25 protein-coding genes and 1 pseudogene are annotated in these 22,813 nt (G+C 31.7%); 4 read left to right on the plus strand and 22 right to left on the minus strand.

The window, feature by feature from the left end; all coding sequences use genetic code 11:
• Positions 1-217 precede the first annotated feature (217 nt).
• From EAH81_RS15925 to EAH81_RS15960, 8 genes and pseudogenes are all read right to left on the minus strand, one after another.
• The gene (locus EAH81_RS15925; RefSeq protein WP_140508864.1) at positions 218-811 is read right to left on the minus strand and encodes a TetR/AcrR family transcriptional regulator; all 594 of its coding nucleotides are present in this window, start codon (positions 809-811) and stop codon (positions 218-220) included.
• 848 nt (positions 812-1,659) lie between these two features.
• The gene (locus EAH81_RS15930) at positions 1,660-2,112 is read right to left on the minus strand and encodes a GNAT family N-acetyltransferase (protein WP_140508866.1); all 453 of its coding nucleotides are present in this window, start codon (positions 2,110-2,112) and stop codon (positions 1,660-1,662) included.
• 198 nt (positions 2,113-2,310) lie between these two features.
• Positions 2,311-2,889 (minus strand): hypothetical protein, encoded by a 579-nt coding sequence (locus EAH81_RS15935; RefSeq protein ID WP_140508868.1) that lies wholly within the window; start codon positions 2,887-2,889, stop codon positions 2,311-2,313.
• A gap of 83 nt (positions 2,890-2,972) precedes the next feature.
• A pseudogene (locus EAH81_RS15940) lies at positions 2,973-6,078 on the minus strand (efflux RND transporter permease subunit).
• Positions 6,079-6,112: 34 nt separating this feature from the next.
• Positions 6,113-7,201 carry an efflux RND transporter periplasmic adaptor subunit gene (locus EAH81_RS15945; protein ID WP_140508870.1) on the minus strand — a complete coding sequence of 363 codons (1,089 nt, stop codon included), beginning with the start codon at positions 7,199-7,201 and terminating at the stop codon, positions 6,113-6,115.
• Between the two features lie 52 nt (positions 7,202-7,253).
• The gene (locus EAH81_RS15950; RefSeq protein WP_140508872.1) at positions 7,254-8,540 is read right to left on the minus strand and encodes a TolC family protein; all 1,287 of its coding nucleotides are present in this window, start codon (positions 8,538-8,540) and stop codon (positions 7,254-7,256) included.
• Positions 8,541-8,637: 97 nt separating this feature from the next.
• Positions 8,638-9,996 carry a sensor histidine kinase gene (locus tag EAH81_RS15955; protein ID WP_140508874.1) on the minus strand — a complete coding sequence of 453 codons (1,359 nt, stop codon included), beginning with the start codon at positions 9,994-9,996 and terminating at the stop codon, positions 8,638-8,640.
• Positions 9,993-10,670 carry a response regulator transcription factor gene (locus tag EAH81_RS15960; RefSeq protein WP_140508876.1) on the minus strand — a complete coding sequence of 226 codons (678 nt, stop codon included), beginning with the start codon at positions 10,668-10,670 and terminating at the stop codon, positions 9,993-9,995. The genes EAH81_RS15955 and EAH81_RS15960 overlap by 4 nt, the downstream gene beginning before the upstream one ends.
• 306 nt (positions 10,671-10,976) lie before the next feature.
• On the opposite strand from EAH81_RS15960, the gene EAH81_RS15965 reads away from it, so the two are divergent.
• Positions 10,977-11,990: a zinc-binding alcohol dehydrogenase family protein gene (locus EAH81_RS15965; RefSeq protein WP_140508878.1), complete on the plus strand. Its 1,014-nt coding sequence runs from the start codon at positions 10,977-10,979 to the stop codon at positions 11,988-11,990.
• Between the two features lie 288 nt (positions 11,991-12,278).
• Here EAH81_RS15965 and EAH81_RS15970 read toward each other — a convergent pair whose 3' ends face one another.
• From EAH81_RS15970 to EAH81_RS15990, 5 genes are all read right to left on the minus strand, one after another.
• Positions 12,279-12,623, minus strand: coding sequence for a cupin domain-containing protein (locus EAH81_RS15970; protein ID WP_140508880.1), 345 nt, complete (start codon positions 12,621-12,623; stop codon positions 12,279-12,281).
• A 12-nt stretch (positions 12,624-12,635) separates the two neighbouring features.
• Positions 12,636-13,067: a DoxX family protein gene (locus EAH81_RS15975; RefSeq protein WP_140508882.1), complete on the minus strand. Its 432-nt coding sequence runs from the start codon at positions 13,065-13,067 to the stop codon at positions 12,636-12,638.
• Positions 13,068-13,153: 86 nt separating this feature from the next.
• On the minus strand, positions 13,154-13,948 hold the full coding sequence (locus tag EAH81_RS15980; protein WP_140508885.1) for a helix-turn-helix domain-containing protein: 795 nt from the start codon (positions 13,946-13,948) through the stop codon (positions 13,154-13,156).
• Between the two features lie 326 nt (positions 13,949-14,274).
• On the minus strand, positions 14,275-14,775 hold the full coding sequence (locus tag EAH81_RS15985; RefSeq protein WP_140508887.1) for an SRPBCC domain-containing protein: 501 nt from the start codon (positions 14,773-14,775) through the stop codon (positions 14,275-14,277).
• Positions 14,772-15,092 (minus strand): ArsR/SmtB family transcription factor, encoded by a 321-nt coding sequence (locus tag EAH81_RS15990; RefSeq protein WP_140508889.1) that lies wholly within the window; start codon positions 15,090-15,092, stop codon positions 14,772-14,774. Before EAH81_RS15990 ends, EAH81_RS15985 begins: the two co-directional genes overlap by 4 nt.
• A 588-nt stretch (positions 15,093-15,680) precedes the next feature.
• On the opposite strand from EAH81_RS15990, the gene EAH81_RS16000 reads away from it, so the two are divergent.
• A complete protein-coding gene (locus EAH81_RS16000; RefSeq protein WP_140508893.1) occupies positions 15,681-15,860 on the plus strand; it encodes a type II toxin-antitoxin system HicA family toxin in 180 nt (59 codons plus the stop codon).
• A 23-nt stretch (positions 15,861-15,883) separates the two neighbouring features.
• The gene (locus EAH81_RS16005; protein ID WP_140508895.1) at positions 15,884-16,279 is read left to right on the plus strand and encodes a type II toxin-antitoxin system HicB family antitoxin; all 396 of its coding nucleotides are present in this window, start codon (positions 15,884-15,886) and stop codon (positions 16,277-16,279) included.
• 130 nt (positions 16,280-16,409) lie between these two features.
• On the opposite strand, the gene EAH81_RS16010 is transcribed toward EAH81_RS16005, so the two are convergent.
• The 6 genes from EAH81_RS16010 to EAH81_RS16035 form a co-directional block, all read right to left on the minus strand.
• Complete coding sequence (locus tag EAH81_RS16010) at positions 16,410-16,910, minus strand: hypothetical protein (protein WP_140508897.1); 501 nt, start codon at positions 16,908-16,910, stop codon at positions 16,410-16,412.
• A gap of 149 nt (positions 16,911-17,059) precedes the next feature.
• Positions 17,060-17,317: a hypothetical protein gene (locus EAH81_RS16015; protein ID WP_140508899.1), complete on the minus strand. Its 258-nt coding sequence runs from the start codon at positions 17,315-17,317 to the stop codon at positions 17,060-17,062.
• Between the two features lie 45 nt (positions 17,318-17,362).
• On the minus strand, positions 17,363-17,932 hold the full coding sequence (locus EAH81_RS16020; RefSeq protein ID WP_140508901.1) for a hypothetical protein: 570 nt from the start codon (positions 17,930-17,932) through the stop codon (positions 17,363-17,365).
• Positions 17,933-17,993: 61 nt separating this feature from the next.
• Complete coding sequence (locus EAH81_RS16025; RefSeq protein ID WP_140508903.1) at positions 17,994-18,767, minus strand: hypothetical protein; 774 nt, start codon at positions 18,765-18,767, stop codon at positions 17,994-17,996.
• 91 nt (positions 18,768-18,858) lie between these two features.
• Positions 18,859-19,497, minus strand: a complete 639-nt coding sequence (locus tag EAH81_RS16030; RefSeq protein WP_206669087.1) for a hypothetical protein — start codon at positions 19,495-19,497, stop codon at positions 18,859-18,861.
• Positions 19,484-19,927 (minus strand): DUF4352 domain-containing protein, encoded by a 444-nt coding sequence (locus EAH81_RS16035; protein WP_140508907.1) that lies wholly within the window; start codon positions 19,925-19,927, stop codon positions 19,484-19,486. The genes EAH81_RS16030 and EAH81_RS16035 overlap by 14 nt, the downstream gene beginning before the upstream one ends.
• Before the next feature lie 271 nt (positions 19,928-20,198).
• Between EAH81_RS16035 and EAH81_RS16040 the strand changes: the two genes are divergently transcribed.
• Positions 20,199-20,432 (plus strand): hypothetical protein, encoded by a 234-nt coding sequence (locus EAH81_RS16040; protein ID WP_140508909.1) that lies wholly within the window; start codon positions 20,199-20,201, stop codon positions 20,430-20,432.
• Between the two features lie 353 nt (positions 20,433-20,785).
• Here the strand turns inward: EAH81_RS16040 and EAH81_RS16045 are convergent, their stop codons facing one another.
• From EAH81_RS16045 to EAH81_RS16055, 3 genes are read right to left on the minus strand one after another with little or no spacing between them, the layout of a single operon-like run.
• A complete protein-coding gene (locus EAH81_RS16045; protein ID WP_140508912.1) occupies positions 20,786-21,217 on the minus strand; it encodes a hypothetical protein in 432 nt (143 codons plus the stop codon).
• On the minus strand, positions 21,217-21,876 hold the full coding sequence (locus EAH81_RS16050) for a hypothetical protein (RefSeq protein ID WP_140508914.1): 660 nt from the start codon (positions 21,874-21,876) through the stop codon (positions 21,217-21,219). The genes EAH81_RS16045 and EAH81_RS16050 overlap by 1 nt, the downstream gene beginning before the upstream one ends.
• A 2-nt stretch (positions 21,877-21,878) precedes the next feature.
• On the minus strand, positions 21,879-22,532 hold the full coding sequence (locus EAH81_RS16055; protein ID WP_140508916.1) for a hypothetical protein: 654 nt from the start codon (positions 22,530-22,532) through the stop codon (positions 21,879-21,881).
• Between the last annotated feature and the right edge of the window lie 281 nt (positions 22,533-22,813).

Raw genomic sequence — 22,813 nt, forward strand, 5'->3', positions numbered from 1 at the left:
GTTAAGTAGAATTGTGCAAAAAACCATACAATGATGCTTTCGAATTCTATTTCGTAATTGGTATTAAATTATTTATCACTGTTAAGTAAAATCGAAAAAAAACTCCGATATTACTCTATTAAATTTTCTAACACTGTTAAGTAAAGTGGTAAAAAAATAGTTTTGCTAAATTATGTATTAAATCATTTATCACTGTTAAGTTAAAATGAAATTTTTTTTATTGTATTGATTTTATAATTCCACCAATCGCATCTTTTAGAATTTGATTGTTGATAGTTTCCATGATTTCACTTTTGTTGATGATGTTAATCGCAATCAAACCGTGAATAACAGAGAAAAAAGTAAAATATTTTTGTTTGATAACTTCATCAGTAGGATTGCTGTTTTTCATAATTTCAGCAATTACCGAAGTGAATAGTTTATAAGGCCTTTCCTGAGCAGAACATTGTTGCTGACAACAATTCATTTGCACTCCAAACATGACCTGATACATTTCGGTATCAGTAAACGCAAAATCCCAATACGCCATCCACATAGCTTCTAATTGTTCTTCCGGTTTTTCAAATTTATCGCGAGCTTCCTGAAGTTCTTTTGCTAACTTAATAAAACCTTTTCCAGTTAGTTCATTTAAAATCGCTTCCTTATTCGAGAAGTATTCATAAATGATAGGAGCAGTATATTCGATCTTGTCAGCAATTTTTCTCATACTCAGACCTTGCCATCCTTCTTCTTTAACGATAGCATAAGCAGCCTCAAGAATGTTACTTCTTGTCTCTTCTTTTTGTCTTAAAATACGATCTTTACTAGCCATTTTATTTAAGTATTAAATTGTTTAACACCGTTAGGCAAATGTATGGCGGTTTTTCTGATTATGAAATAATTTTGTCATAATATTTTCTTATTGTTGTATAGACAAATGTCAAAAGCCATCAAAAACCTTTATTTATAAGGACTTTTTCGAGTATATTTTTTTTAAGGAGCAGATCATTTTCGTGTTTCAAGACCCTTTTTCCCGCTGTCCATTGTATCTTTTATGGCATCCCGAGGCTTCGGGACCGCCATAAAAGGATGCCATTTCCATCGGGGCTAGGCGAGAAAATCTATTTTTTATGAGATTTTAAAACAAAAAAATACAAAATCATATATTCCAAAAGAATTATAAATAATGTATGATTATAAAAGATAGCGGTTTAAAATAGATATGTATCGTACAAATTCATGCGTTAAACCGAATTAAAATCCGACCCTACAATATTATTAGAGCCAACGGCTCTTTTTGAATTCATTTAATAATCACCACATAAATTTCAAAATTCCGAAGGAATGACAAATATTGCAGAGCTGGACTTTAGTCCAGTTTAAAAGAATAACGTATTTATTATATCAGCGTTTTCGCTTTAGCGAATCAGTAAAATCAGCGTCTAATTTTGACGCGGATAAAACAGATTTACTCCGTAAAAACGCGGATAAAAACGGATTTGATTTGCAATGTTTTTTATTTTTTAAAAGCTTAACTTAATGACATTGCCCATCGGGTTAAGATATTGCATTCGATATAAAACTGATATCGCTCCGCTGGAGCTTTAGCCGTAAATCTTATATTGTCTATAAATATGATGCTCCGCCGGAGCTTAGAATAAGAAATGCTTTTTCTAATTCTTATTTTATAAAATCCATTTCCACGTGCTCAATTCCAGCATCCAGAAAATAATTATCAGTTTGTCTGAATCCGTTTTTGATATAAAATTGAGTTGCAATTACTTGTGCGTACAAATAAATCTTGCTTTCGTTTTTTAAATCTTCTAATATTTTTTGCAAAATCGCTTCTCCAATTCGTTGACCTCGAAAGGTATTTAAAACTGCAATTCTTTCAATTTTAGCGCCTTTTTCCATTTTTCTATATCGGGCAGCTCCAGCAGGCAAGCCATTAACGGTCGCCAAATAATGAATTGCCTCATCATCATCCTGAGATTCTCTCTCTTGAGAAACATTTTGTTCTTCGACAAATACTTGTCTTCTTATTGAAAATGCAGTTTCAATTAGGTTTTGATCTTCAACTTTTTCAATTTTAATTTGACTTTCGAAAGTGTTTTGAGGAGTATTATTTTTCATTTCTTTACTTATAATATACTTTAAATGCTTTAAAAATTAGCTTGTATCAATGCATAGAACTAATCTGTGTACAAATTTACGTAGTTAACTACATATATTCAAAAGAAATTTAAAATTTAAGTTTTATTTATATTTTTTGGACTTTAATAACGGTATTTTTATTTTTGAAATTATTTAAAGGAATTAATAATTAGTAAATTACCAAACGATTTTTTTCTGTAAATAATAAAAGCTTCCATCTCCTTTCATCACTCTAAAATTAATGGAATCATTGCTTCTTTTTAAATGCTCAATTATCACCTTATTTCCTTTTTTAAATTTATCATAAGAAGTCAGTTTTATAGTTTCTCCCAGTTCTAAATTCTCAAAATATTTATCGTTATTGTATTTCTTGAGTAATGTTAATGCTGCTTTTTTGGAAATAAAAATCTTCCTTTCTTTTTTAATAACTCGAAAAGTTTTTTTACTGAATACTTCATAAATATCCAATTGAGATAGTGGCGTAGCTTCATAGATTTGATAGTCAAAAGCATCATCCCATAAATTTTTTTTATCACCTATAAAATGCCATGTTAAATATCTGAAAGGGGAATTTATTTTTATTTCAAATTCTGTGGGTATAGATATAATAACACTATCTTTTTCAAGAGAACCTTTTAATATCGGAGAAATTTTAACGATTCCGAGAGATTCCAATTGTTTTACTTCGATAGGATTTGGGGACTCACAAGAAATTAAGAGCAAAGAAATTATCGTAAAATAATAGATGTATTTCATACTAAGCTGTTATTAAATTGCTCACAATAAAAAATACACCTTTAAACAGAATGTCTAAAGGTGTATTAAAAAATTAATTATGATTAAGAATCTATATTACCGTTATCTTTTTTACGGTATACCAAATAAAATACTTGTGGCAGAACCGTTAAGGATAAAAACATACAGGTTATTAATCCGCCAACGATCATGATGGCTAATGGTTTTTGAACTTCAGAACCCATTCCGGTTGATAATGCTGCGGGCAATAATCCGAGAGATCCCATTAAGGCAATCATCACAATAGGACGAATTCTGCTATAAATTCCGTTTGAGATTGCATCTTTTAAATGCATTCCGGCTTGCATGTTTTCCCTGATAATCCCAATGAGGACAATACTGTCAATTGCGCTGACCCCAAACAGGATAATAAATCCAATTCCTGCCGAAATTCCAAACACGGTTCCTGTTACCCAAAGCGATAAGAATCCACCAATAAAGGCATAAGGCATTGCACTTATTGCTACCATTGTATCTTTGAAATTACCGAAATTGAAATACAACAGACATAAAATCAAAATCAATACAACCGGAACAATCATTGCTAATTGTTTTGAAGCTCTTTCTTTGCTTTCAAATTCTCCGGCCCATTTCATTACATTTTCTTTAGGAAGTTTTACTTCTGCAGCCACTTTTTTCTGAGCTTCATCAATTGTACTTCCTAAATCTCGTCCTTCAATACTAAAACCTACGGCAATATAACGGCTGTTGCCTTCACGATAGATGAACGTTGGACCCGTTTTATATTCTACTGTTGCAATCTCTTTCAGTGGAACTTTTTTACCATTCATTGTCGGAATAAGAATGTCTTCAATTTTTTCTTTCGAATCACGATATTCTTTTTCAAAACGTAAAGTGATATCAAAGACCTTTTCATCGTCATAAAACTTCGTTGCGGCTTGTCCTCCAATTGTCATTCGGATTACGGCTTGCGCATCGGCGGTTGTTATGGCATAACGCGCCATTTTTTCGTCGTCAAGCTGAATCCTTAATTCGGGTAAACCGATATTTTTATAGACATTAATATCTTCAATTCCTTTTACATCTTTGATAGACTTAGCCACTTTAGCCGCCATTTCTTCCAATTGGAAAAGATCATTTCCGAAAATCTTAATCACCAACGGACTTTTTACACCGGCAACATATTCTTCGACATTATCCTGAATAGGCTGACTAAATCCAAACCCAATTCCGGGATATACATCGAGTTCTTTCTTGATTTCGGCAATCAATTCTTCTTTACTAATGTTACGTTTCCATTCATCCTGATGTTTTAATTCGATATGTAATTCGATATTAAAAAATCCGGTAGGATCTGTTCCGTCATTTGGTCTTCCGGTTTGCGTCAGGACAAATTTCACTTCTTCAAATTTCCTTATTTTACCTTTCATTTCTTTGGTAAGCCTCACAGCTTCATCAAGATTGATACTGTTAGGTAAAGTCGCTCTTACGTAAATTGCTCCTTCATTCAACTTCGGAATAAATTCTGAACCATAAAAAGCAAACTTAGCGCAACAAACTGCAACAAACTGCAAGTAAAGCATATATTGTTGTTTTACGATGACGTGTACTCCATTTAAAAAGCTTAAAAAGGTTTTCTCTAAAGAAACGAGAAATCATATTCTCTCTCTCGACAATATTTTTGGTCAACATCACTTTACACATTGCCGGAACATAAGTAAGCGATAAAATCAGAGATCCTAAAAGCGCATAACTTAAAGTAAAGGCTAGGGGAGAGAACATTTTTCCTTCCACTTTAGTGAAAGAGAAAATAGGCATTAATGCTACAATTAAAATGATTAAAGCAAAGAAAATATAAGTAGCTACACTACCCACACTTTTCTTGATAAGTCCCATTTTACTCATGCTGTTAAAGCGTTCCATTCCCACTTTATGAGCTTTCCTCTCGAGTGAAACAAAGACCTGCTCTACGATGACCAGTGTTCCTTCGAGGAGCAATCCAAAATCCAGAGCTCCCATAGATATTAAGTTTGCAGGTAATCCCTGAATTCTCAACATTATAATAGCAAACAAAAACGAAAGCGGAATAACAGATGCTACGATCAAAGATGTTCTCCAGTTGTAAAGAAATATAAATACAATTAGCGATACCAGTAATATACCTTCTACAAGGTTTTTGGTTACGGTTTTAACTGTTGTATCTACCAATTTGGTACGGTCTATAAACGGAACTATTTTTACATTATCAGGAAGTACTCTTTCATTAATTTCTGTTAAACGTTCTTTTAGTCTCTTAATAACTTCACCTGGATTTTCTCCGCGCAGCATTACTACAATACCTTCTACAACATCATCATCGCCATCTAAACCTACTTGTCCTAATCTTGGTTTGGCCGATATTGAAACTTCGGCAACGTGTTTTACCAATATTGGTGCAGCCCCTTTGGTTTCAATCAGAATATTACCAATATCTTCGACTTTATTAATTAAACCAACACCTCTTACCACATATGCCTGATCGCCACGCTGGATAACATCTCCGCCAACGTTGATATTACTTTTCGAAACCGCTTCATAAACATCTAATGCAGACAGATTGTAATTTTCTAATTGCGTTGGATTAATCTTGATTTCGAACATTTTTTCTTCACCACCAAAACTTACCACATCGGCAACACCCGGAACGGCAATTAATTCTCTTTCGATTACCCAATCCTGAATGGCTTTTATTTCCTTAATAGGTAAATCACTTTTGATGACGTATCTGAATATCTCACCTGTTGCTCCGGATGGCGGCTCGATTTCTGCGTCGGCTCCCTCTGGAAGATCCAGTCCGCTAAGACGATTTGAAGCATATTGCTGTGCGTAAAAATCCTCCACATCATCATCAAATAATACGGTAACAACAGATAATCCGAAAAGCGAAATAGAACGTACTTCAGCTTTTTTAGGAATCGTGTTCATTTGTTTTGAAATCGGAAGTGTGATGAATTTCTCTACTTCTTCGGCGCTTCTTCCGGGCCATTGCGTTATGATTCTTGCTCTTGTATTGGTTACATCAGGAAACGCTTCAATGGGCGTGTGGATGTAGCTGACTATTCCGGCGACTAGTAATACTGCTGTCAGGAAAAAAACTATAAGGGAGTTTTTTAGCGAGAAAGCTACCAGACCTTGTACAAATTTTTTCATGTCTTGTATGGTGTTTATCCGTTTTTAAGGATAATTAGTTTTTTAATCGTTCGTGAATTAACAAGTGATTTTTAGTAATAACCATTTCACCTTCTTTAACTCCTTTATCAAAATAAATCCAGTTGTTATTCTTTTTGATTGGATTAATTTCTCGGGTTTCAATAGTACAATCGTCTTTATATATTAAAATATAATCACGATTATTGTCAAAAATCGCCGCTTTTGCAGGAACAGCAACTAATATTTCGCCACCCAGACTTTTATCAATAATGATGTCTGCCGTCATTCCGGGTTTTAGTTTTAGATTTTTGTTTTCCATCACAATTCTTGCTTTCAAAACGTGTTCGTCAGCATCAAAAACTTTAGCTAGTTTTGTTATTTTTCCTTTAAAAATTTCGCCAGGATATGCCGGAGTTGTTACATCTACAAGCATATTTTCGGTTACGTTTTTTAAATTACTGGTGTATACATTTACCAGAACCCAAATTTCTTTTAAATCCGAAATAGTAAAAAGAGGATCGCTGCCATCCGTTATTTGCATTCCGGGACTAATATTTTTAGCTACTATATAACCTTCAGTCGGCGCTTTTATCTGAAATACAGCTCTTTCGCTGCTGGCGCTGAACATGGCAAGATTTGCCTTTACATTTTCAAGGGAGGATTTTAAAACATCCAATTCACTTTGCGCCTGCATCAAATCTTTTTGTGACGATATTCCATCATCAAACATTGATTTTGTAGCTTGCAGATTACGTTGCGCAACTGCTATTTGAGATTGGAATGATCTACTTTCAGATTGCATACTGTTTAGTTCCGTACTTTTTATCTCTGCCAAAACTTGTCCTTTTTTGACATAATCACCCAATGAAAAGGTAGTTTTGGTAATAATCCCTTCAACAAGGCTATTAAATTGTACTACATGATCGTTGTTATAGGTAATATTTCCAGTTAGATTTATAGATTCGGTTACAGTACGTTTTTGTATCGGCTCGATAGTGATTTTTTGTTTTAAAGCTTTATCAATACAAAACTTTTCGTCTTTTGTTGCTTTAATTTCTTCCTTTTTGCCACATCCGTAAACGAGCATTAACCCAAGTATTGGGAGTAAAATAAATTTCTTCATTATGTTTGTTATTATTTTAAAATAAATAGCGCAATATTCTGGATTATGAGGATTAATTAATTTCCTCACCAGCGATGTAACGCAATTCTTCAAGATTTTTATTAAGGTCTTTTTTTGAATTAAGCAGGATAGATTTGTTGTCTAAATAAGCATCTACAAAATCAAGATATTCTAACATGCTTGTATTTCGCTGCAGGAAGTTTTTACGATAGCTTTCCGGAAGTTTGTCCAGATCTGTTTCATAATTAGCTTCTACATTGTCATACAATTTTTTGGTAACTATCAAATCTTCATAAGCCTGCATTACTTCAGCTTGTATGCTTATCGTTTTCTCTTCGGTCAATAATTTACCTTGGTCTATGGCAATTTTTGCAGCCTTAATATTTCCTTGATTTCTGCTAAAAAAAGGAAGATCCAGAGAGAATCCCAGACCCACAAAATCGTTCATAGTACTAGCACCACGGTCATAACTCACACCAAGAGTAACATCTGGAGTACGCATTGCTTTTTCGTATTTGTACTTCTTATCATTATAATCATTCCCCAGTTTAATGACTTTCATATCAGGTCGGTTTTCTACAGCCGATGCCATAAGATTACCTAAATTGATATTGTCCATGTTTTTATTGTCAGGAACAAAACCTTCATCGGTAAGTTTGATAAAACTTGTCGCTGGCAGGTTCATCAAAACTTTAAGTTCTTTTTGCAAAGAATTATTCTCTTTTCGTAAATCGGCGATTTCTTTCAAGAATTGTAGTTCAGAAGCTTTAAGACGAATATATTCGCCTCGGCCAATATTTCCCTGAGCCACTTGATTGCTGTAGCCTTTTAGCATGGTTTGCATCGAAGAAAGTTGTTTTTTGTAAACTTCTTCTTGTGCCTGAGTATATTGCAATTCAGTAAGATTACCTCTAAACTCGATTTTCAGATTACGCAAAAAGGTTTTAAAGTATTCCTTGGCAATATCGACGCTCACTTTTTCCATCGCGATCATCTTTTTTCGTTTTCCCGCCGTCTGAATCAATTGTTCAAGCTCGGCAGTAACCTGAGATGTTTTTCCAAAATTGCCCCATAAAGCCGGAACTTCTGAAGCTGTAGCATTATGCCAAAGGTTTATCTCACCAATAGTCAGCGTAGGATTCGGCCATAATTTTGCCTGAATAACCTGAGCATCGGCAATGTCAATGTTTAGTTTTTCGGAAATAAGAGAAATATTCTTATCCAGAAATAAAGCCTCGGCCTGTGTTCGGGAAAGAACAATTGTATCGTTTATTGCAGCAGTTTGTGCCACACTTTTGTGTGATACAATAACGAGAAGGGTTAAGATTATACGTTTCAAATTAAGTTGTTTTTAATATGGTGCAAAGCTACTTGCGACATATTAAACCCTAATTTGATGTAAGTTAGAAAGGCGTTGGAAGTACATTAGAAAACGATTAGAGTGGCGGAAATAATAGTATTACCGTTGTTCCCTCGTCTTTTTTTGAAGTAATTGTAAAATCGATATTATTCTGTTTGAAGATAATGTTTGCCAAAGAAAGTCCAACACCACTTCCTTTTATATCATTTACATTTTTGCCTCTGTAAAAGGTTTGTTTAATGAACTTTAAGTCGTCTTCACTAATACCAGTTCCATGATCTTCTATGGCAATTTTAAGCTGATTGTCTTTTTGCAACAAGCTAATTTTTATAGGATTTCCATTCGAATATTTTGCCGCATTTTCTATAATATTAAACAAGGCAATTTTTATTTCGTTACTGTTTCCTTTTATCGAAAGCAGTTTGTCGTTTACAATTTCAATAACGATTTGTATCTGGGCATCTTTTAGTTTATAAACTTCAGGCAATTGATCGTTAATATCCCAAACCAGTTCATCTACTCTAAAAATTTCATTGAGTTCCGTATTATTTCTCAATCCCGAAAGAACCATAAGTGTATTGATTGTATCTTCGATTTGATAGACGTTTTCTAGTACTTTTTTCGACATTTCTTTGTATTCGGCACTTGTTCTGTCTTTTTGGGCAAATACCTCAAGGTTGCCGGATATAGCTGTTAAAGGTGTCTTGAATTCGTGCGAAACATAATTGATGAAGTTTTTCTGAATGATAAACGTATCCGAAAGTCGTTTGAACAAATTATTATAAGTTTCTATTAATTCCTGAATATCATCTTTTGTATTTGGAGAAACGATATGGCGATCCAGTGACGAAGCTTCGATTTCGTTAACCTGATTGATAATGTTTTTTATCGGACTATAAGCAAGATTAGAAAGTAAACGGCTCACAATATAGATTGTAATTAATCCTGAGATTAAAACCAGAATCATAATAATCAGCAATCTGTTTGTGATAGTTTTAAATTCGACATCGTTCTTTTTTACAAAAACCACAAAATCGCCCTGATTGTCATGGTAAAAACTTCCAAAGTAAAAGTGATGATTAGATTTAAAATTTAGTTTTCTGTTTTTTCTAATGTAATCGAGCCTTTCCGAGTTTATATTTGGGTCTGTTTTTTTTTCGCCATATACAATTTGGTTTTTTGCATTGTAAACCCGCGTGATGATTTCAAGTGAATTTTCGCGAAATTGCTGACCAATAATCAAATGTTGATTTTGTGGCAGTTCATCTTTTTCCAAATAGAAAATTCCCGTTAACAAACACGTTTTTTGAAGTTCATTATAAACGATCTTTTCAGAATAACTGTAGAAAGAAAAGTACGTGATAATTGAAGCAATGACAAACACAATGCTAAAAGTGAAAGAAGATATTAACGTAAACCTATTGCGTATTTTCATGATTGTTCTTTAAGCATATATCCCGTTCCTTTTATGGTGTGGATAAATTTATGATTTTGCTCAATTTTGTTTCTTAGATAAGAAATATATACATCAACAACATTCGTATTATTGTCATAATTAATACCCCAAACAGCATTTAAGATCTGAGTTCTCGACATTACTTTATTTCTATTTTCTAATAAAAATAAAAGCAATTTATATTCTCTCGGAGATAAATCTATCAATTGATTATTTTCTGCAACTTTATGTTCTTCAGGATTTATAGTTAAACTTCCGCAGGTGTATACCGTTTCGACTTTATCATAATTAAATTTTGTTCTGCGGGTCAATGCATTCACTCTCGAAATTAATTCCTTGAAATGAAAAGGCTTTACCAAATAATCATCCGCACCGGAATCCAGTGCATTTACTTTATCATCAGTATCACTGAGCGCGCTGAGCATTAATATTGGGGTATGAATTTTTTTGAAACGCATCATTTTTGTCAGCTGAATGCCGTCAATTCCCGGAAGCATAATATCCATTAAGATAATATCCCAGGTATCGTGCTGAATGAGTTCTCGGGCAATCTCACCAGTTTCGGCAAGGTGTACTGTAAAATTGTTTTCTTCTAAACCCTTTACAATAAATTCGCTAATGCGTTTGTCATCCTCAATGAGTAGAACATTCATACTTAAAAATATCAGGTTACAATAGTTGTTTCATAATTTATTCAAACATTTAATTCCTTACTTTAAAAGATGAATTGTTTAATAAATTGTTCCAAAAGAATATCAAAAATAGGGTTTAAATATGGTAATCGCTGTTAAAATTGAATGTTGTATTAAAGATGGTGTTTGGATGCAAATGATTTTAGCGAAATTTAATAAACTCAATTAGCGATAAAAATGTACAAAAGCATGATGTATTTGTACAATTCTAAGACTTGTCTTTGTGTGTACCTTTGTGATATTAGTTTAAATAAAAAGATAAAAAATATGAAAGCAATAGGATTTAAAACCTCATTATCAATAGAAAAGGAAAATAGTTTTATTGAATTTGAAACTCCAAAACCAATTCCGGGACCACACGATTTATTAGTTAAAATTGAAGCAGTTTCTGTTAATCCGGTAGATTATAAAATACGCCAGAATAGTGTTAAAGATACTGTTCTTGAAACACCAAAAATTATAGGTTGGGATGCTGTTGGAGTAGTAGAAGCGGTTGGAGATAAAGTAAGTTTGTTTAAAGTTGGCGACGAAGTTTATTATGCCGGAGATCTTACTAAGCAAGGCAGTAATGCCGAATATCAAACTATAGATGAACGCATTGTTGGTAAAAAACCAAAATCACTTTCTGTAGAGCAGGCTGCAGCAATGCCATTAACAGGCTTAACAGCTTGGGAAATATTATTTGACAGAATTCGTATTGATCCTGAAAAAGACAAAGGGAAATCGATTTTGATAATTGGCGGAGCTGGCGGAGTAGGATCGATCGCCATTCAATTGGCTAAAAAGGTTGCGGGATTGACAGTAATTGCAACAGCTTCACGTTCTGAATCTATCGAATGGTGTAAAGAACAAGGTGCCGATTTTGTAGTAAATCATAAAAACTTAATAGAAGAAGTTCGTAATGCAGGTTTTCAGCATGTTGATTTTATTTTAGATTTTGTCGATGTAAATCAGTATTGGGACGCATTTGTAGAGCTGATAAAACCGCAGGGACATATTGGTTCTATTAGTGATCCTGTTGAAAGTGTAAATCTTCGTCAATTAAAAGGTAAAAGTGCCAGTTTTCATTGGGAATTAATGTTTACACGATCAATGTTTCAAACGGAAGACATGATTGAGCAACATCATATTTTAAATAAACTGGCTACGTTATTAGATAACGGTACAATTCAGTCGACTTTAAAAACAACGCTGAATGGTTTAACAGTTGCAAACTTCAAAGAGGCGCATAAATTGTTGGAATCCGGTAAAACAATTGGTAAAATTGCGATTAAGTTTTAAAAGGAAAAGGAATAAAAAATCAATAAAACATTAAAGTCTTTAAAAACGTTGGTTCTTAAAGACTTTAATATTTTTAACTCGTTGGGTGTAATTATTTTTTAACACATAGAAGGATAGTTTTTGTGTGCTCAAAAAGGTGTTTCACTTTTTTAAAAGGCACAGAGTTTAGCTATGTGTAAGAAACTTGTTTCTTTTTAGATTCTTTTTTACGGATCGAAAATCTATGTTTCTATGTGTTAAATAAAATATTAGTAATTAGACCCAACGGATATTTTAATTCAAATAATATTACTTCAAAATAACCACTTCTTCGGGAATATTAAACAATAAAGTACAACCCGTTCTTGAAAACACAGAATGGGAACTTCCTGGTGGCATATACAGATAATCCCCTGCGTTTAGTTCATCTTTTCCAGAGCGTACTTCGCCTTCGAGAACGTAGATTTCTTCTCCGGCAGGATGAATGTGATTTGGATACGAAGCTCCCGGATCGAATTTTAATAAAAACGTTGGTGGTCTTTTTGTAGCTTCATCGAAACGTAGAATTTTAACGTAAATTCCTTCGGTTTTGATACCTTCTTCTTTAAGTGGTTTCCAATCTAATTCGCTGCTTTTTGTGATTTGTCTTTCCATTTTTTCTGATTTTTAAATTGTTTTATTTTTCGAAATTATTTCATCTAAACTCCAACGGTATTTTTCTAAAGTCGACAAAAGAAAAGCTGCCGTAGAGAATACAAATACCGAATAATCCAAAGGATCTTTTATGCCAAAAGAATATGTCATGGCAAGAGCAAATACAAAAGTGAGAATTGCGGCGCCGATCGATGCAAATTTTGTTTGATAACCGATGAATAGAAGTAAACCCAAAACCGATTCGGCGATCGTTGCTATAATTGCGATTGTGGGAATAAAGTTTTTGGGAACAAATGAATTTACTTTTCCGGTATAAACCAAAAAGTTTTCCCAGCCAGAAGATTGACTTCCCCATAGACCTAACCGACTAGAAACGGCAGATAAAAATCCTGTTGCCAAGGCGATTCTCAAAAGCAAAACGGCATAATCCTGATATCTTTTCATATACTAATTTTTAGTAATTATTACAGATACAAAGATGTTGCAAGTAGGCGTGCTAAAGAATAGAGAATCTTGGAAAAAGCATGTAATTAAGAAAGAACTACTTTTTCTTTATAAGATTTTGGAGAGATATTGGTGTGTTTCTTAAAGAAGTTTGAAAAATAAAAAGGATCGTTAAAACCTAAAGCATAACCGACTTCTTTCACAGATAGTTTCTCATACGTAAACAGGCGTTTTGCTTCAGAAATGATTAATCCGAAAATTACGTTTTGAGCTGTTTTATTGGTGTGTAGTTTTGAAAGCTCGTTTAGTTTAGCTTCCGTTGTACCAATGAGATTTGCAATTTCGTTTACCGAAAGATTCTTGTCGAAATTTTTTAAGACTGCTTCCAGAAAATGAAGAAATACAGCATCAGGTTTGTAGATTTCGTCGCCACGATTAATTTTAGTGCGATTGATTTCGATTAGGATTAATTCGATTCGGCTGTGAATTGAAATCTGATATTGATAAGGAGTTTCGATTAGTTCTTTTTTGATTTCGTCTAATTCCCGAACAATAACTTTAGGATTATCTACCAAAATCATTTCGTTCATTGCAAAATGACAGAATAAACCATTGTGGAAAATCAATTCAATATCAGTATCGTCTTTGCAAAAGAAATCATAGGTAAATTCCAAAATAAATCCAGTAGCATTTTGAATGTTCCGGAAATAATGAATCTGTCCCGAAGTAATTGTAATAACAGAGTTTTTAGTCAATATAAATTCATTTTCATCTACAGAAATAGTCGTTGAACCCGAAGTGCAAAAAACTAAAACGTATTTTAAAACACGTCTTGGATTTTCTAAATCTGCTGCCTGATCAAATGTTTTTATATCAATCATTTATAGTCAAAGTTTATTTCAAATTTAGGGATTTTTTTGTTTCAGGTTTAATGTTTCAAGTTGAAAGTGGATATACAATTATGATTAATGTAATCTCGCCAAGACGCCAAGTTTTATTCTCATTTTTTGTCATTCCGAGGAACGAGGAATCCCCGTAAGAAACTGACCCAAAGTATTTCTCTAGATTGACGAGTTACTTGCGGGGATTCCTCGTTCCTCGGAATGACAAACTTTGTGGCTGTTTTCAATAGTAAAAAAACAAAATTTTGCTCTCTGCTCCCGATAGTTATCGGGATTGCGAGATTATTTCATCTGCTTATATTTCATCATTTTTGAGACAACGTTTCCAATAACTTTTCAAGATTATCAATAGACATTGTAAAACCTTCTTTGAAACCCATTTCAATCATTTTCTCCAAGCGCTCCAGAGATTCATTAAAAATACTGATGGAGACTTTTGTGATGCCATTTTCTTCGCTAAAAGTATGATCCCAATCAGAACCTGGCAATTCGCGATTTTCATCTTTGTCAGCAAAAGTATTATACAATTTAAAATTAGTCTTTGGCGTAATCGAAGTATATTCCTGAATCGACCAGCGTTCCAGTCCTTCGGGACTTACCATGGCATAGAATCTTTTTCCTCCAACTTCAAAATTCAGATATTTTGTTTTAGATGACCATGGTTTTGGTGCAACCCATTGATCCAGAAGTTCCGGTTTGGTAAACGCATCCCAAACCAGCGGAAGTTCTGCAGCAAATTCTCTCGTTATATATACCGTTTTCGTGGCTTTGTCAACGGTAAAATCAAATTGCAAATCGTTTTTCATTTTTTCTGTTCTTTAAGTGTTAATAGTAATTTATCTAGTTGATTAAATTTGGTTTCCCAAATTGCTCTAAATTGTTCCATCCATTTGTCTATCTCTTTCATTTTTTCAATTTCAAGTGAATAATAAATTTCTCTGCCTTTTTGTTCTTGTTTTATCAAGTCACATTCTACAAGTACCTTAAGATGTTTAGAAACAGATTGTCGGGTACTGTTAAAGTTCTCTGCAATGGCATTTGGTGTCATTGCCTGCATTGCAATCAAGGTAATAATAGATCGCCTTGTTGGGTCTGCTATAGCCTGAAAAATGTCTCGTCTCATAATATCTGTTTTTAATTACGAAGCCAATCGGTTGCAAATATACGTGCAGCTATTCGGTTTCGCAATTATTTTGATAATTATTTTCAAAAATATTTTATTAAAGCTGTTAAGGAACAGTGTTTTATGTAACCTTTTGTCATCCTGATTGTTTGGATTCCGAAGCTTCGGGACGGGAGAAGGCTTACGAAACTAAAATGTTTTGGAATATTAATTTGGAGCTATTTCCTGCTGTTCCTTCCAATCTTTTCCTTGCTAAAGGAGCAAGAAAAAGGATTTTCCCTCCCATCAGGGCTAGGGCATTTGGTTTCTGCTTTTGGAGTTATGAGAAAACATGAAACGCTTAAAAACGAAATAGACAACTTAGAAAACAGCTTTTATTGGTTGAACGAATTAGCTGAGATTTTGAATCCTTATTTGGATAAGGAATAGATTTTTTCTTTCTGATTAAACTTTTCGAAACTACCATAGTAAAATTAAATAAATATTTTCCTACTTTTACTATCTATTTAAACTACCTTTAAATTCAAAAAATTAGAATATTAAAATTTTAAAGATAGTAATTTTACTATCTTTGTAAAGTTGTTTTAAATGAAGTCAAGAGAATTTATTAGAGAAGCGGTAAGAAACGGATGGGTATTTTTAAGACAAGGTAAAGGAAGTCATGAAATTTATGAAAAGGATGGAAAGCAAGTTGTAATACCCAATCACGGAGCAAAAGAGATAGGAAAAGGATTAGAACAAAAATTAAGAAAAGAGATGGGACTTTAGTTTCTTTTAAAAGAATAGAAAATATGAAAAAAATTAAAATTATCATCGAAAGAAACGAAGATGGCTTTTGGGGATATGCCGAAAATGAAAAAGCAATTGTAGGCGGTGGTACTACTGTACAGGAATGTAAACAAGATATATTAGATTGTATTGAAACTTTACAAGATTTAAATCAAGAAAATAAGCCTGCTTTTCTTGAAAAAGAGTACGAGTTGATTTATAAATTTGATACTGCCAGCTTATTAAATTATTACAAAGGAATATTTACAAATTCCGCATTAGAACGTATTACAGGTATAAATCAAAAACAAATACAACATTATGCTTCCGGACATAGAAGCCCAAGAGCAGAGCAACGCATGAAAATCGAAAATGCATTACATAATTTAGGGAAAGAACTTTTAGCAGTTGAATTGTAGATTGCTATCACCAGAATTTGTAAAAGTTGTTGTGTGAAGTATATTTATTATTTCTTATAAATGATTTAAGATACCTTTTACTTTATAGATATTTAACGTTCGATTTTAAAACCGCTGTTGTAATACGTTTTCATTTTATTACGTCATATTTTCGACCAATAAGTTCGCATTTTTTTGTTACACTCCAAAATCCAAAACCAGCAGTTCCGGTTGGTATTTCCCATTCTATAATTTCATCATTTTTTAATTTTAGAGCAAAAGGACTTAAGTAACCATTTGTTTTTACAGTTATATTTCGTGAAATCAATCGCTTTTTAATTATAAATCTGTCAAACCCTTTATGTTCTTTAAAATTCTTGTATTCGATTTCTTCTGTTCCTTGATCTGTCAATTTAATAAATCTTTCGGTAGTATTAATGATTGATTTTCCCTCAGAAATTTTAAGGTAAAGTACTGGTAATTCGTTCTCTCTTAATTTTAATAAATTAATTATTTCATTTTTTTGTTTTTGGCTAATTAAATCAAATATTGTAAATAATTCTTTTCCACTTAACTCATTTTTTTCTTTACAATAGTATTTTAAGAGCCAAAACTCCAATTGCTTTTTTATATTTTCAGCAGTTTTTTCCAATTGATTTTTTTTTAAATGCCCTTCAACGTTCTGGTACTACTGCGGGTTTCGAACTAAACTAATCTCATTATTCGGATTTGCCAAATTATCCAAAATATAAAAACCAACTTTTTCATTAAGTCTATTGCTCAACTCTGATGTTATAGGTATTAGTTTTGGTTTTTTATTCTGTATTTTTTAATTTCAAGATCTATAGTGTCAATTGGTGCGATTTCTTCAATAAATTCAATATGTCCGTTTTTAATCAATCTTTTTAAGTCATTTTCTGAAATATCATTTGCACTAAATTTCAATGATTCATCGGCTATATAAATAAACCACGGCATCCATAGAATTCCCCAATATTCTATTTTGAATAGGAACTCAAATGTATTGTGTTTTTCACATTGAGTTAGTAATCGTGCCAAAACAAGTTTAATCGTTTATCCATCTAGAAATTGTAGTTCATTTTTTTATATTCTTACTTTCGTTTTTTCAAACTCCCCATTTTTATCTTCTTTCCATTGATTTTCGCCAATTAAATAAAAATGTTTTTTTTCTTTTATAATTCTATTTTCAAAATCTTTGTTTTCAGAAATAAATCCTTTTGTTCTCGCAATTTCTTTCCAATTTCCGTTTTTAAATGTCCAAACATAAATGTTATTCCACCAACCTTCATTTGTTCTGGAAAAAATGATTATTTCATTTGCTTTGTCATTGTTAAGATCCTCAGTTTTCATTACTACAATACCCAAACTTTGGTCAAAACTTATTTCAGGAATATTTTTAGAAAACGTAACATTTATTAAACAGTTTTTTTCCTTGCATTCAATTTCATCAGTTTCACTATTTCGCTTTAGAGATATAAAAGCCGTGTCATTTATTTTGTCATTATTTACGTCTCCAACAAAGAATTTTCTTCTTTCGATTATAGTTTTTGTTTGTGCAGAGTTTTCAGTTTTAGTTGTTTTAGAAGCGTCTCTTTTCGTTTTAGTTTCACAACTAAAAAAGACTAAAAGCAAAATTAAAAATGGGAATTTCATATATCGTTTCTTTATCACTTTTAGTTCGGTTAAATTGACGAGCATCGTGGATTATTTACTTTTATGAAGTAAAATCAAATCCATAGTAAATAGATTCAAATATCGCAATCGAAATTATCCATTTTAATTCTTCGCTATCGCCCGTATCGATCGAATTTACTAAAGCGAAAGACGGTTCGACTTCTCTAGAATCCAGTGTAGTTTTAAAATTGCTGCCAGATCTACTGGGCTTATAATATTGGCTTTTTACAATGGTTTTTCGATCTGAATTTTTGTTTATTTCAGCTATTTTTTTTGAATGTAGTTCTATTGTATAATTAGTTTGGTTATAGGAGTTGTCTCGATTGCAAGTTCCAATTTGTACGTGTAACGGATTTACTATAACCGAATTATTTATTATTTTACCTAAATAAACATCATCAAAAAAGAATAGTTTTTCATTGTTACTATATTCAATATAGATTTTAAAATCAGTAGTACTTGCAACTATTCTGGCATTGGCATAAAGTCCTCTGTCTATTCTCTGGAAAGCAATTATAGGCGAATTATCGCTGGAATAAATTTTTCCTGTTAATGTATTTGACATTGATTTTCTAAATGAATATGTCATATAATTAGTGATGTCTTGTGGAGTATAATTTTTCCAGCTTTCGATATCATTTTTTATTTCATTTACTTTTCGCTCCATTTCTACTTTTTCATTTCGTAAAAATTCAGGAGATTTCTTTTTTGTAGATCTTTTTATCACATAAAAAATTAAAAAAGCAATTGCCAAAAAAGGCACTAATGTGATGAGAAACATCATTATTCCAAAAAGAGTCAGGATTATATCCATAGTTTATTGCGCAGGTTTTAGGTTTTTAAATGGATATAAATGTATTATTTTTTTAGTGATGTCATCAGGGAGTATTTATCTTTATTTAATTTTATTGTAGCATAAAATAAAGCACTATTATAACAATAAAAATTGGAACTCTTGGATCAACGTGATCAAAAAAAATGGGTTTTTTAGAGAAAGAATATACTATTCCTGTCATAATAAAGATTGCAAATAAAATTATAAATCCCATTTTCCCATCATTATTATCTTCCCTATTTCGACATTGCATGTCTAGATACTCTTTATTGTTTTTTATAAGCGAGTGAATTTCACAAGAAGTTTCTGTATCAAAATCTGTTATATCATTTTTTAAAACGGCAATTGAAATTGTATCTCCAACTTTTATTCCATTTAGTATATCATCGTCTTTAATGCATCTATAATCATAACTTGCAATTTCGAAAGTACTTCTGTTATTTACACATTGAAATTCTATCCATCTTCTGCTATGTTTACCTTTTGTTTCTTTGAATTTAGGTCCTGCCGAAATTATGAGATTTTCATAAACTTGAAGCTCTGATGGTTTTATGATGTAGTTTTTACTATTTACTTGGATAAAGTAGTATGTGCCAATAAGAAAAGAAATTATGGCTACAGCTAAATAAATTTTTCGCTTTTCTTGCCACTCAACAATATTTTCAGCCATAAAATTTTTATTGTAATATTTAGTTTTACTTGTTTTCAATAATTTGGTATCTTTTATCTTCTATAAATAATTCTTTAGGTTTGGCATTATCGGGAAACTCAAATAATACAATTCTATCAATTTCTTTTTTTGGTTTGATTTTCGTTTTAGTATCTGTAAAATAGGCTTGGAACTTTAAGAATCTATATAAACTATCTTGTTCAGTTGAAATGTATACATCTTCAAAATCAAAAACGCAATCTTTTTCGCCATCGTTTCGCAAAGTAAGTTTCAATTTGACAAATTTCATGCCATCTGCTGCTAGTATTGGCGTTGATCCCATTGGTCCCATTGGCACACCAGGTCTTACATAATCTTCAGAAACCTTTCTAAATTCTATATTCAAACCTTCTATACTGCTATTTTCAATTTTAAATCCAGCTATGATAATGAAAAGCATTAACAAGGCCATCATTTTAATTTTACCCATAGGTTATTTTGTTTTTTTAATTGTAAAATTGATTAATTCAAGTCAAGCGAAAATACGAATTATGACAAATTAAAAGAACTTATTTTATTGATGAGATAATGTTTATTAATTATAAGATTTTTCTTTATATTTGTAATTCTTAAATCTTCACATTAAAGACGAAATAAAATTTGCCCTTGTGGTGTAGTTGCTGTATTACAAACAATACAGACGCTTTTAATAGCGCATACAATTTACCAACATAGGTTTTATATTCACTCAAATGGAAGTTTTGAATACAAACACCCTTTCGAAAGAAGCCGAAAAAAGGCTTATGAATTTTTTCAACCATACAATCGATCCAAATGATATGGCTAAAGCAATAAGACAAGTAAATTATTTGCTCGCTTTAGAAGTTATGAGGAAAAATGAAACCCTTAAAAACGAAATAGACAACTTAGAAAACAGCTTTTATTGGCTTAATGAATTGGCTGAGGTTTTGAATCCTTATTTGGATAAAGAATAGATTTTTCTTTGGAATTTGAATAAATAAGAAACCTCGATTTTTTTAGAAGTCGAGGTTTTTATTAATAATAAGGTACTTATCCATTGCTACCGCACGAATCCTTTCGTGTGGCAAGTCCTATTTGAATTTCGTAGAACAGAAATAAATTATATTATCAACTTATTTTTATCCTAAAATAATGAATTACATTACTAGATATTATAATAAAGTATGGAAAAGTTTATCTTTAATATAAGTAAAACTCACGAAAGGATCCGCGCGGTGGGTGATGATGATTTATAATAAATTTATAAGAAAAATTTTACAAAATACATATAATTAATTGTTTTATATTTATTTGTCAGAGTTTTTTATTAGACAGCCCATTCACCAATCTGCAATATTAAAACTCGAAATTCAGCATTATTATCAAATTTCTCCCCCTCAATTATTGAGTGTGATCTATTATTTGGTGCCCCATCAGGTTCTGGACTACTATATAATGGTTCGTGTAAAACTTTTTGATTTGGTGTAATTTCGTTCCTAATTCTACCTACATTCATATTCCAGAATCTGAAAATGTCCGGATTCTTAAAGTCTCCGTTACCTTTTTTTTGTTTACTTATTATATTCTTACTTATTTCAACTGTAGCATATTTACACCAATCGCATGATAAGTTTGTGCCTTCTTTTGGCGTATTAAGAAATGCTGCTGCTCTTGGAAGATCGTCCTTAGGGGAAATAAAAGTATCTGCAACACGTACATTAACTTTACACAAATCAGTAATATTCTCTTTTGGCCACATTAAACTAAACATTTCATCCACAATGACAGGACGTCATTAATCTCAAAACTATTAAGACTCCCTTTTACTATTGTATTGGTTAATATATTATGGGCATAATAATCAGCTTTTAACTCATCTATATTTAGGACATTTATCAATAATATATTTTTATTTACTCTCCATTCTAAATCGATAGATCCATCTCTAGCTAAATTAATTTCAGGAGATAAAATAGGCGTGTCATATGAATTAAGCAAATCAGCAGAGTATTTAGCTAGTATTGTAATTGCTCTATTATAAATAATTTCCTTAAAACCAATTGCACCGTCATCATCCCAATTGTCAGTATATTTTGATAGTGTTTGAGATTCAATAATAGAATCGTAAATATTAGTTATTCTATCATCAACAAAAAAATTACCTTCAATTGTTTTTATAGGTGCATTCCTGTAAACTATATCGTCTAATAAATTGTAACCTGTATTAAATCTTATTAGCGCTGGTGAGTGTGAAACAGGAATAGAAAGCCAACCGTCACTTATCTTTTCAGACTTCAATACTCCCCAACCTTCAATATTAACATCAGGAAATTGAACCATATCTAATAAAGGGATGGTAGTAATATCACTATTACCAAGATGTGGATGCCTTATTTTTTTTAATTCACTTGTTGCCATAATTAAAAAATAAATTCTAAAATATCTTTATAGTCATCTCGAATTATTCGATCATTTTTGATCGCTTTTTCAATTTCAATTTTAATCTTTTTAAGATCATCGATATCTAAAGAAAAACAGATATCTTTTAAAGAATCATTTTTGCTGTATTCAATCTGCATTCTATGGAATATAATTGCAGATCGTTTTTTATTATCATCTGCTTCATTAAAAATTAATCGTATGTCAGAATTTAAACTAAATTCCTCAATATTATTACCATTCGCAGATAGAACTTCTCTTGCCGATATTATAGCCTTAATTCCTGAATAATTATTTAGTATCGATTGTAAATTTGTTTTTAAAAGAAGCTTTTTCTTAGGCGACATTTGATCACTACTCAATTCTAGATATGAATCGGTTAGATTTGTAGCAAGTTTTTCGTTTTTCAGATCATTTTCCTCTGATAGATTTCTAAAACTTAAGAACGTTTGTAATATTTGTTTACCAGTAGTAATTTGTAATATCTCATTAATTCTATTTGCAACTTCAGCATATTCTATATCAAGTGGAAGTATTGAAATATACTTTGTTAAAGATTCTAATTGACCTTCATTTAATTCGGATAAAGTTTTAAAGCCAGGAAAAATTTGAGATGGAATAGTAATTCTTGCCATATTTTATATTTATAACAGTTGTAAATATATATGAAATTACTAAATAAATTTAATATAAAGATAAAAAAGCAAAAGTTTAAGATTTATAATTATCGTTATCTAAATTACTTAAAACAATATCCTGAAATTTAACAAGCATAATAATTCAAATATATTGAAAATTTATGATGCATAAATCAGTATAAATACCTGTTTTAATTCAAAATTAAGGTTGGCTAAAGCCTTTTTGAAAACATTTATAGAATCTCCAGCTAAAGCAAGAGTTATTTAAGCTTTTTGTA

The sequence above is a fragment of the Flavobacterium pectinovorum genome (assembly GCF_006438875.1).
GTDB lineage: Bacteria > Bacteroidota > Bacteroidia > Flavobacteriales > Flavobacteriaceae > Flavobacterium > Flavobacterium pectinovorum_A.

Bases quoted from the DNA above. Each gene is read 5' to 3' on its own strand.
- EAH81_RS15955 (WP_140508874.1), bottom strand. From the start codon at position 9,996: ATGAAAATACGCAATAGGTTTACGTTAATATCTTCTTTCACTTTTAGC.
- EAH81_RS15985 (WP_140508887.1), bottom strand. From the start codon at position 14,775: ATGAAAAACGATTTGCAATTTGATTTTACCGTTGACAAAGCCACGAAA.
- EAH81_RS16035 (WP_140508907.1), bottom strand. From the start codon at position 19,927: ATGGGTAAAATTAAAATGATGGCCTTGTTAATGCTTTTCATTATCATA.
- EAH81_RS15945 (WP_140508870.1), bottom strand. From the start codon at position 7,201: ATGAAGAAATTTATTTTACTCCCAATACTTGGGTTAATGCTCGTTTAC.
- EAH81_RS16050 (WP_140508914.1), bottom strand. From the start codon at position 21,876: ATGGCAACAAGTGAATTAAAAAAAATAAGGCATCCACATCTTGGTAAT.
- EAH81_RS16045 (WP_140508912.1), bottom strand. From the start codon at position 21,217: ATGTGGCCAAAAGAGAATATTACTGATTTGTGTAAAGTTAATGTACGT.
- EAH81_RS15975 (WP_140508882.1), bottom strand. From the start codon at position 13,067: ATGAAAAGATATCAGGATTATGCCGTTTTGCTTTTGAGAATCGCCTTG.
- EAH81_RS15935 (WP_140508868.1), bottom strand. From the start codon at position 2,889: ATGAAATACATCTATTATTTTACGATAATTTCTTTGCTCTTAATTTCT.
- EAH81_RS15970 (WP_140508880.1), bottom strand. From the start codon at position 12,623: ATGGAAAGACAAATCACAAAAAGCAGCGAATTAGATTGGAAACCACTT.
- EAH81_RS15965 (WP_140508878.1), top strand. From the start codon at position 10,977: ATGAAAGCAATAGGATTTAAAACCTCATTATCAATAGAAAAGGAAAAT.
- EAH81_RS16000 (WP_140508893.1), top strand. From the start codon at position 15,681: ATGAAGTCAAGAGAATTTATTAGAGAAGCGGTAAGAAACGGATGGGTA.
- EAH81_RS15960 (WP_140508876.1), bottom strand. From the start codon at position 10,670: ATGAATGTTCTACTCATTGAGGATGACAAACGCATTAGCGAATTTATT.
- EAH81_RS16055 (WP_140508916.1), bottom strand. From the start codon at position 22,532: ATGGCAAGAATTACTATTCCATCTCAAATTTTTCCTGGCTTTAAAACT.
- EAH81_RS16005 (WP_140508895.1), top strand. From the start codon at position 15,884: ATGAAAAAAATTAAAATTATCATCGAAAGAAACGAAGATGGCTTTTGG.
- EAH81_RS15980 (WP_140508885.1), bottom strand. From the start codon at position 13,948: ATGATTGATATAAAAACATTTGATCAGGCAGCAGATTTAGAAAATCCA.
- EAH81_RS15925 (WP_140508864.1), bottom strand. From the start codon at position 811: ATGGCTAGTAAAGATCGTATTTTAAGACAAAAAGAAGAGACAAGAAGT.
- EAH81_RS15930 (WP_140508866.1), bottom strand. From the start codon at position 2,112: ATGAAAAATAATACTCCTCAAAACACTTTCGAAAGTCAAATTAAAATT.
- EAH81_RS15990 (WP_140508889.1), bottom strand. From the start codon at position 15,092: ATGAGACGAGACATTTTTCAGGCTATAGCAGACCCAACAAGGCGATCT.
- EAH81_RS16025 (WP_140508903.1), bottom strand. From the start codon at position 18,767: ATGGATATAATCCTGACTCTTTTTGGAATAATGATGTTTCTCATCACA.
- EAH81_RS16020 (WP_140508901.1), bottom strand. From the start codon at position 17,932: ATGAAATTCCCATTTTTAATTTTGCTTTTAGTCTTTTTTAGTTGTGAA.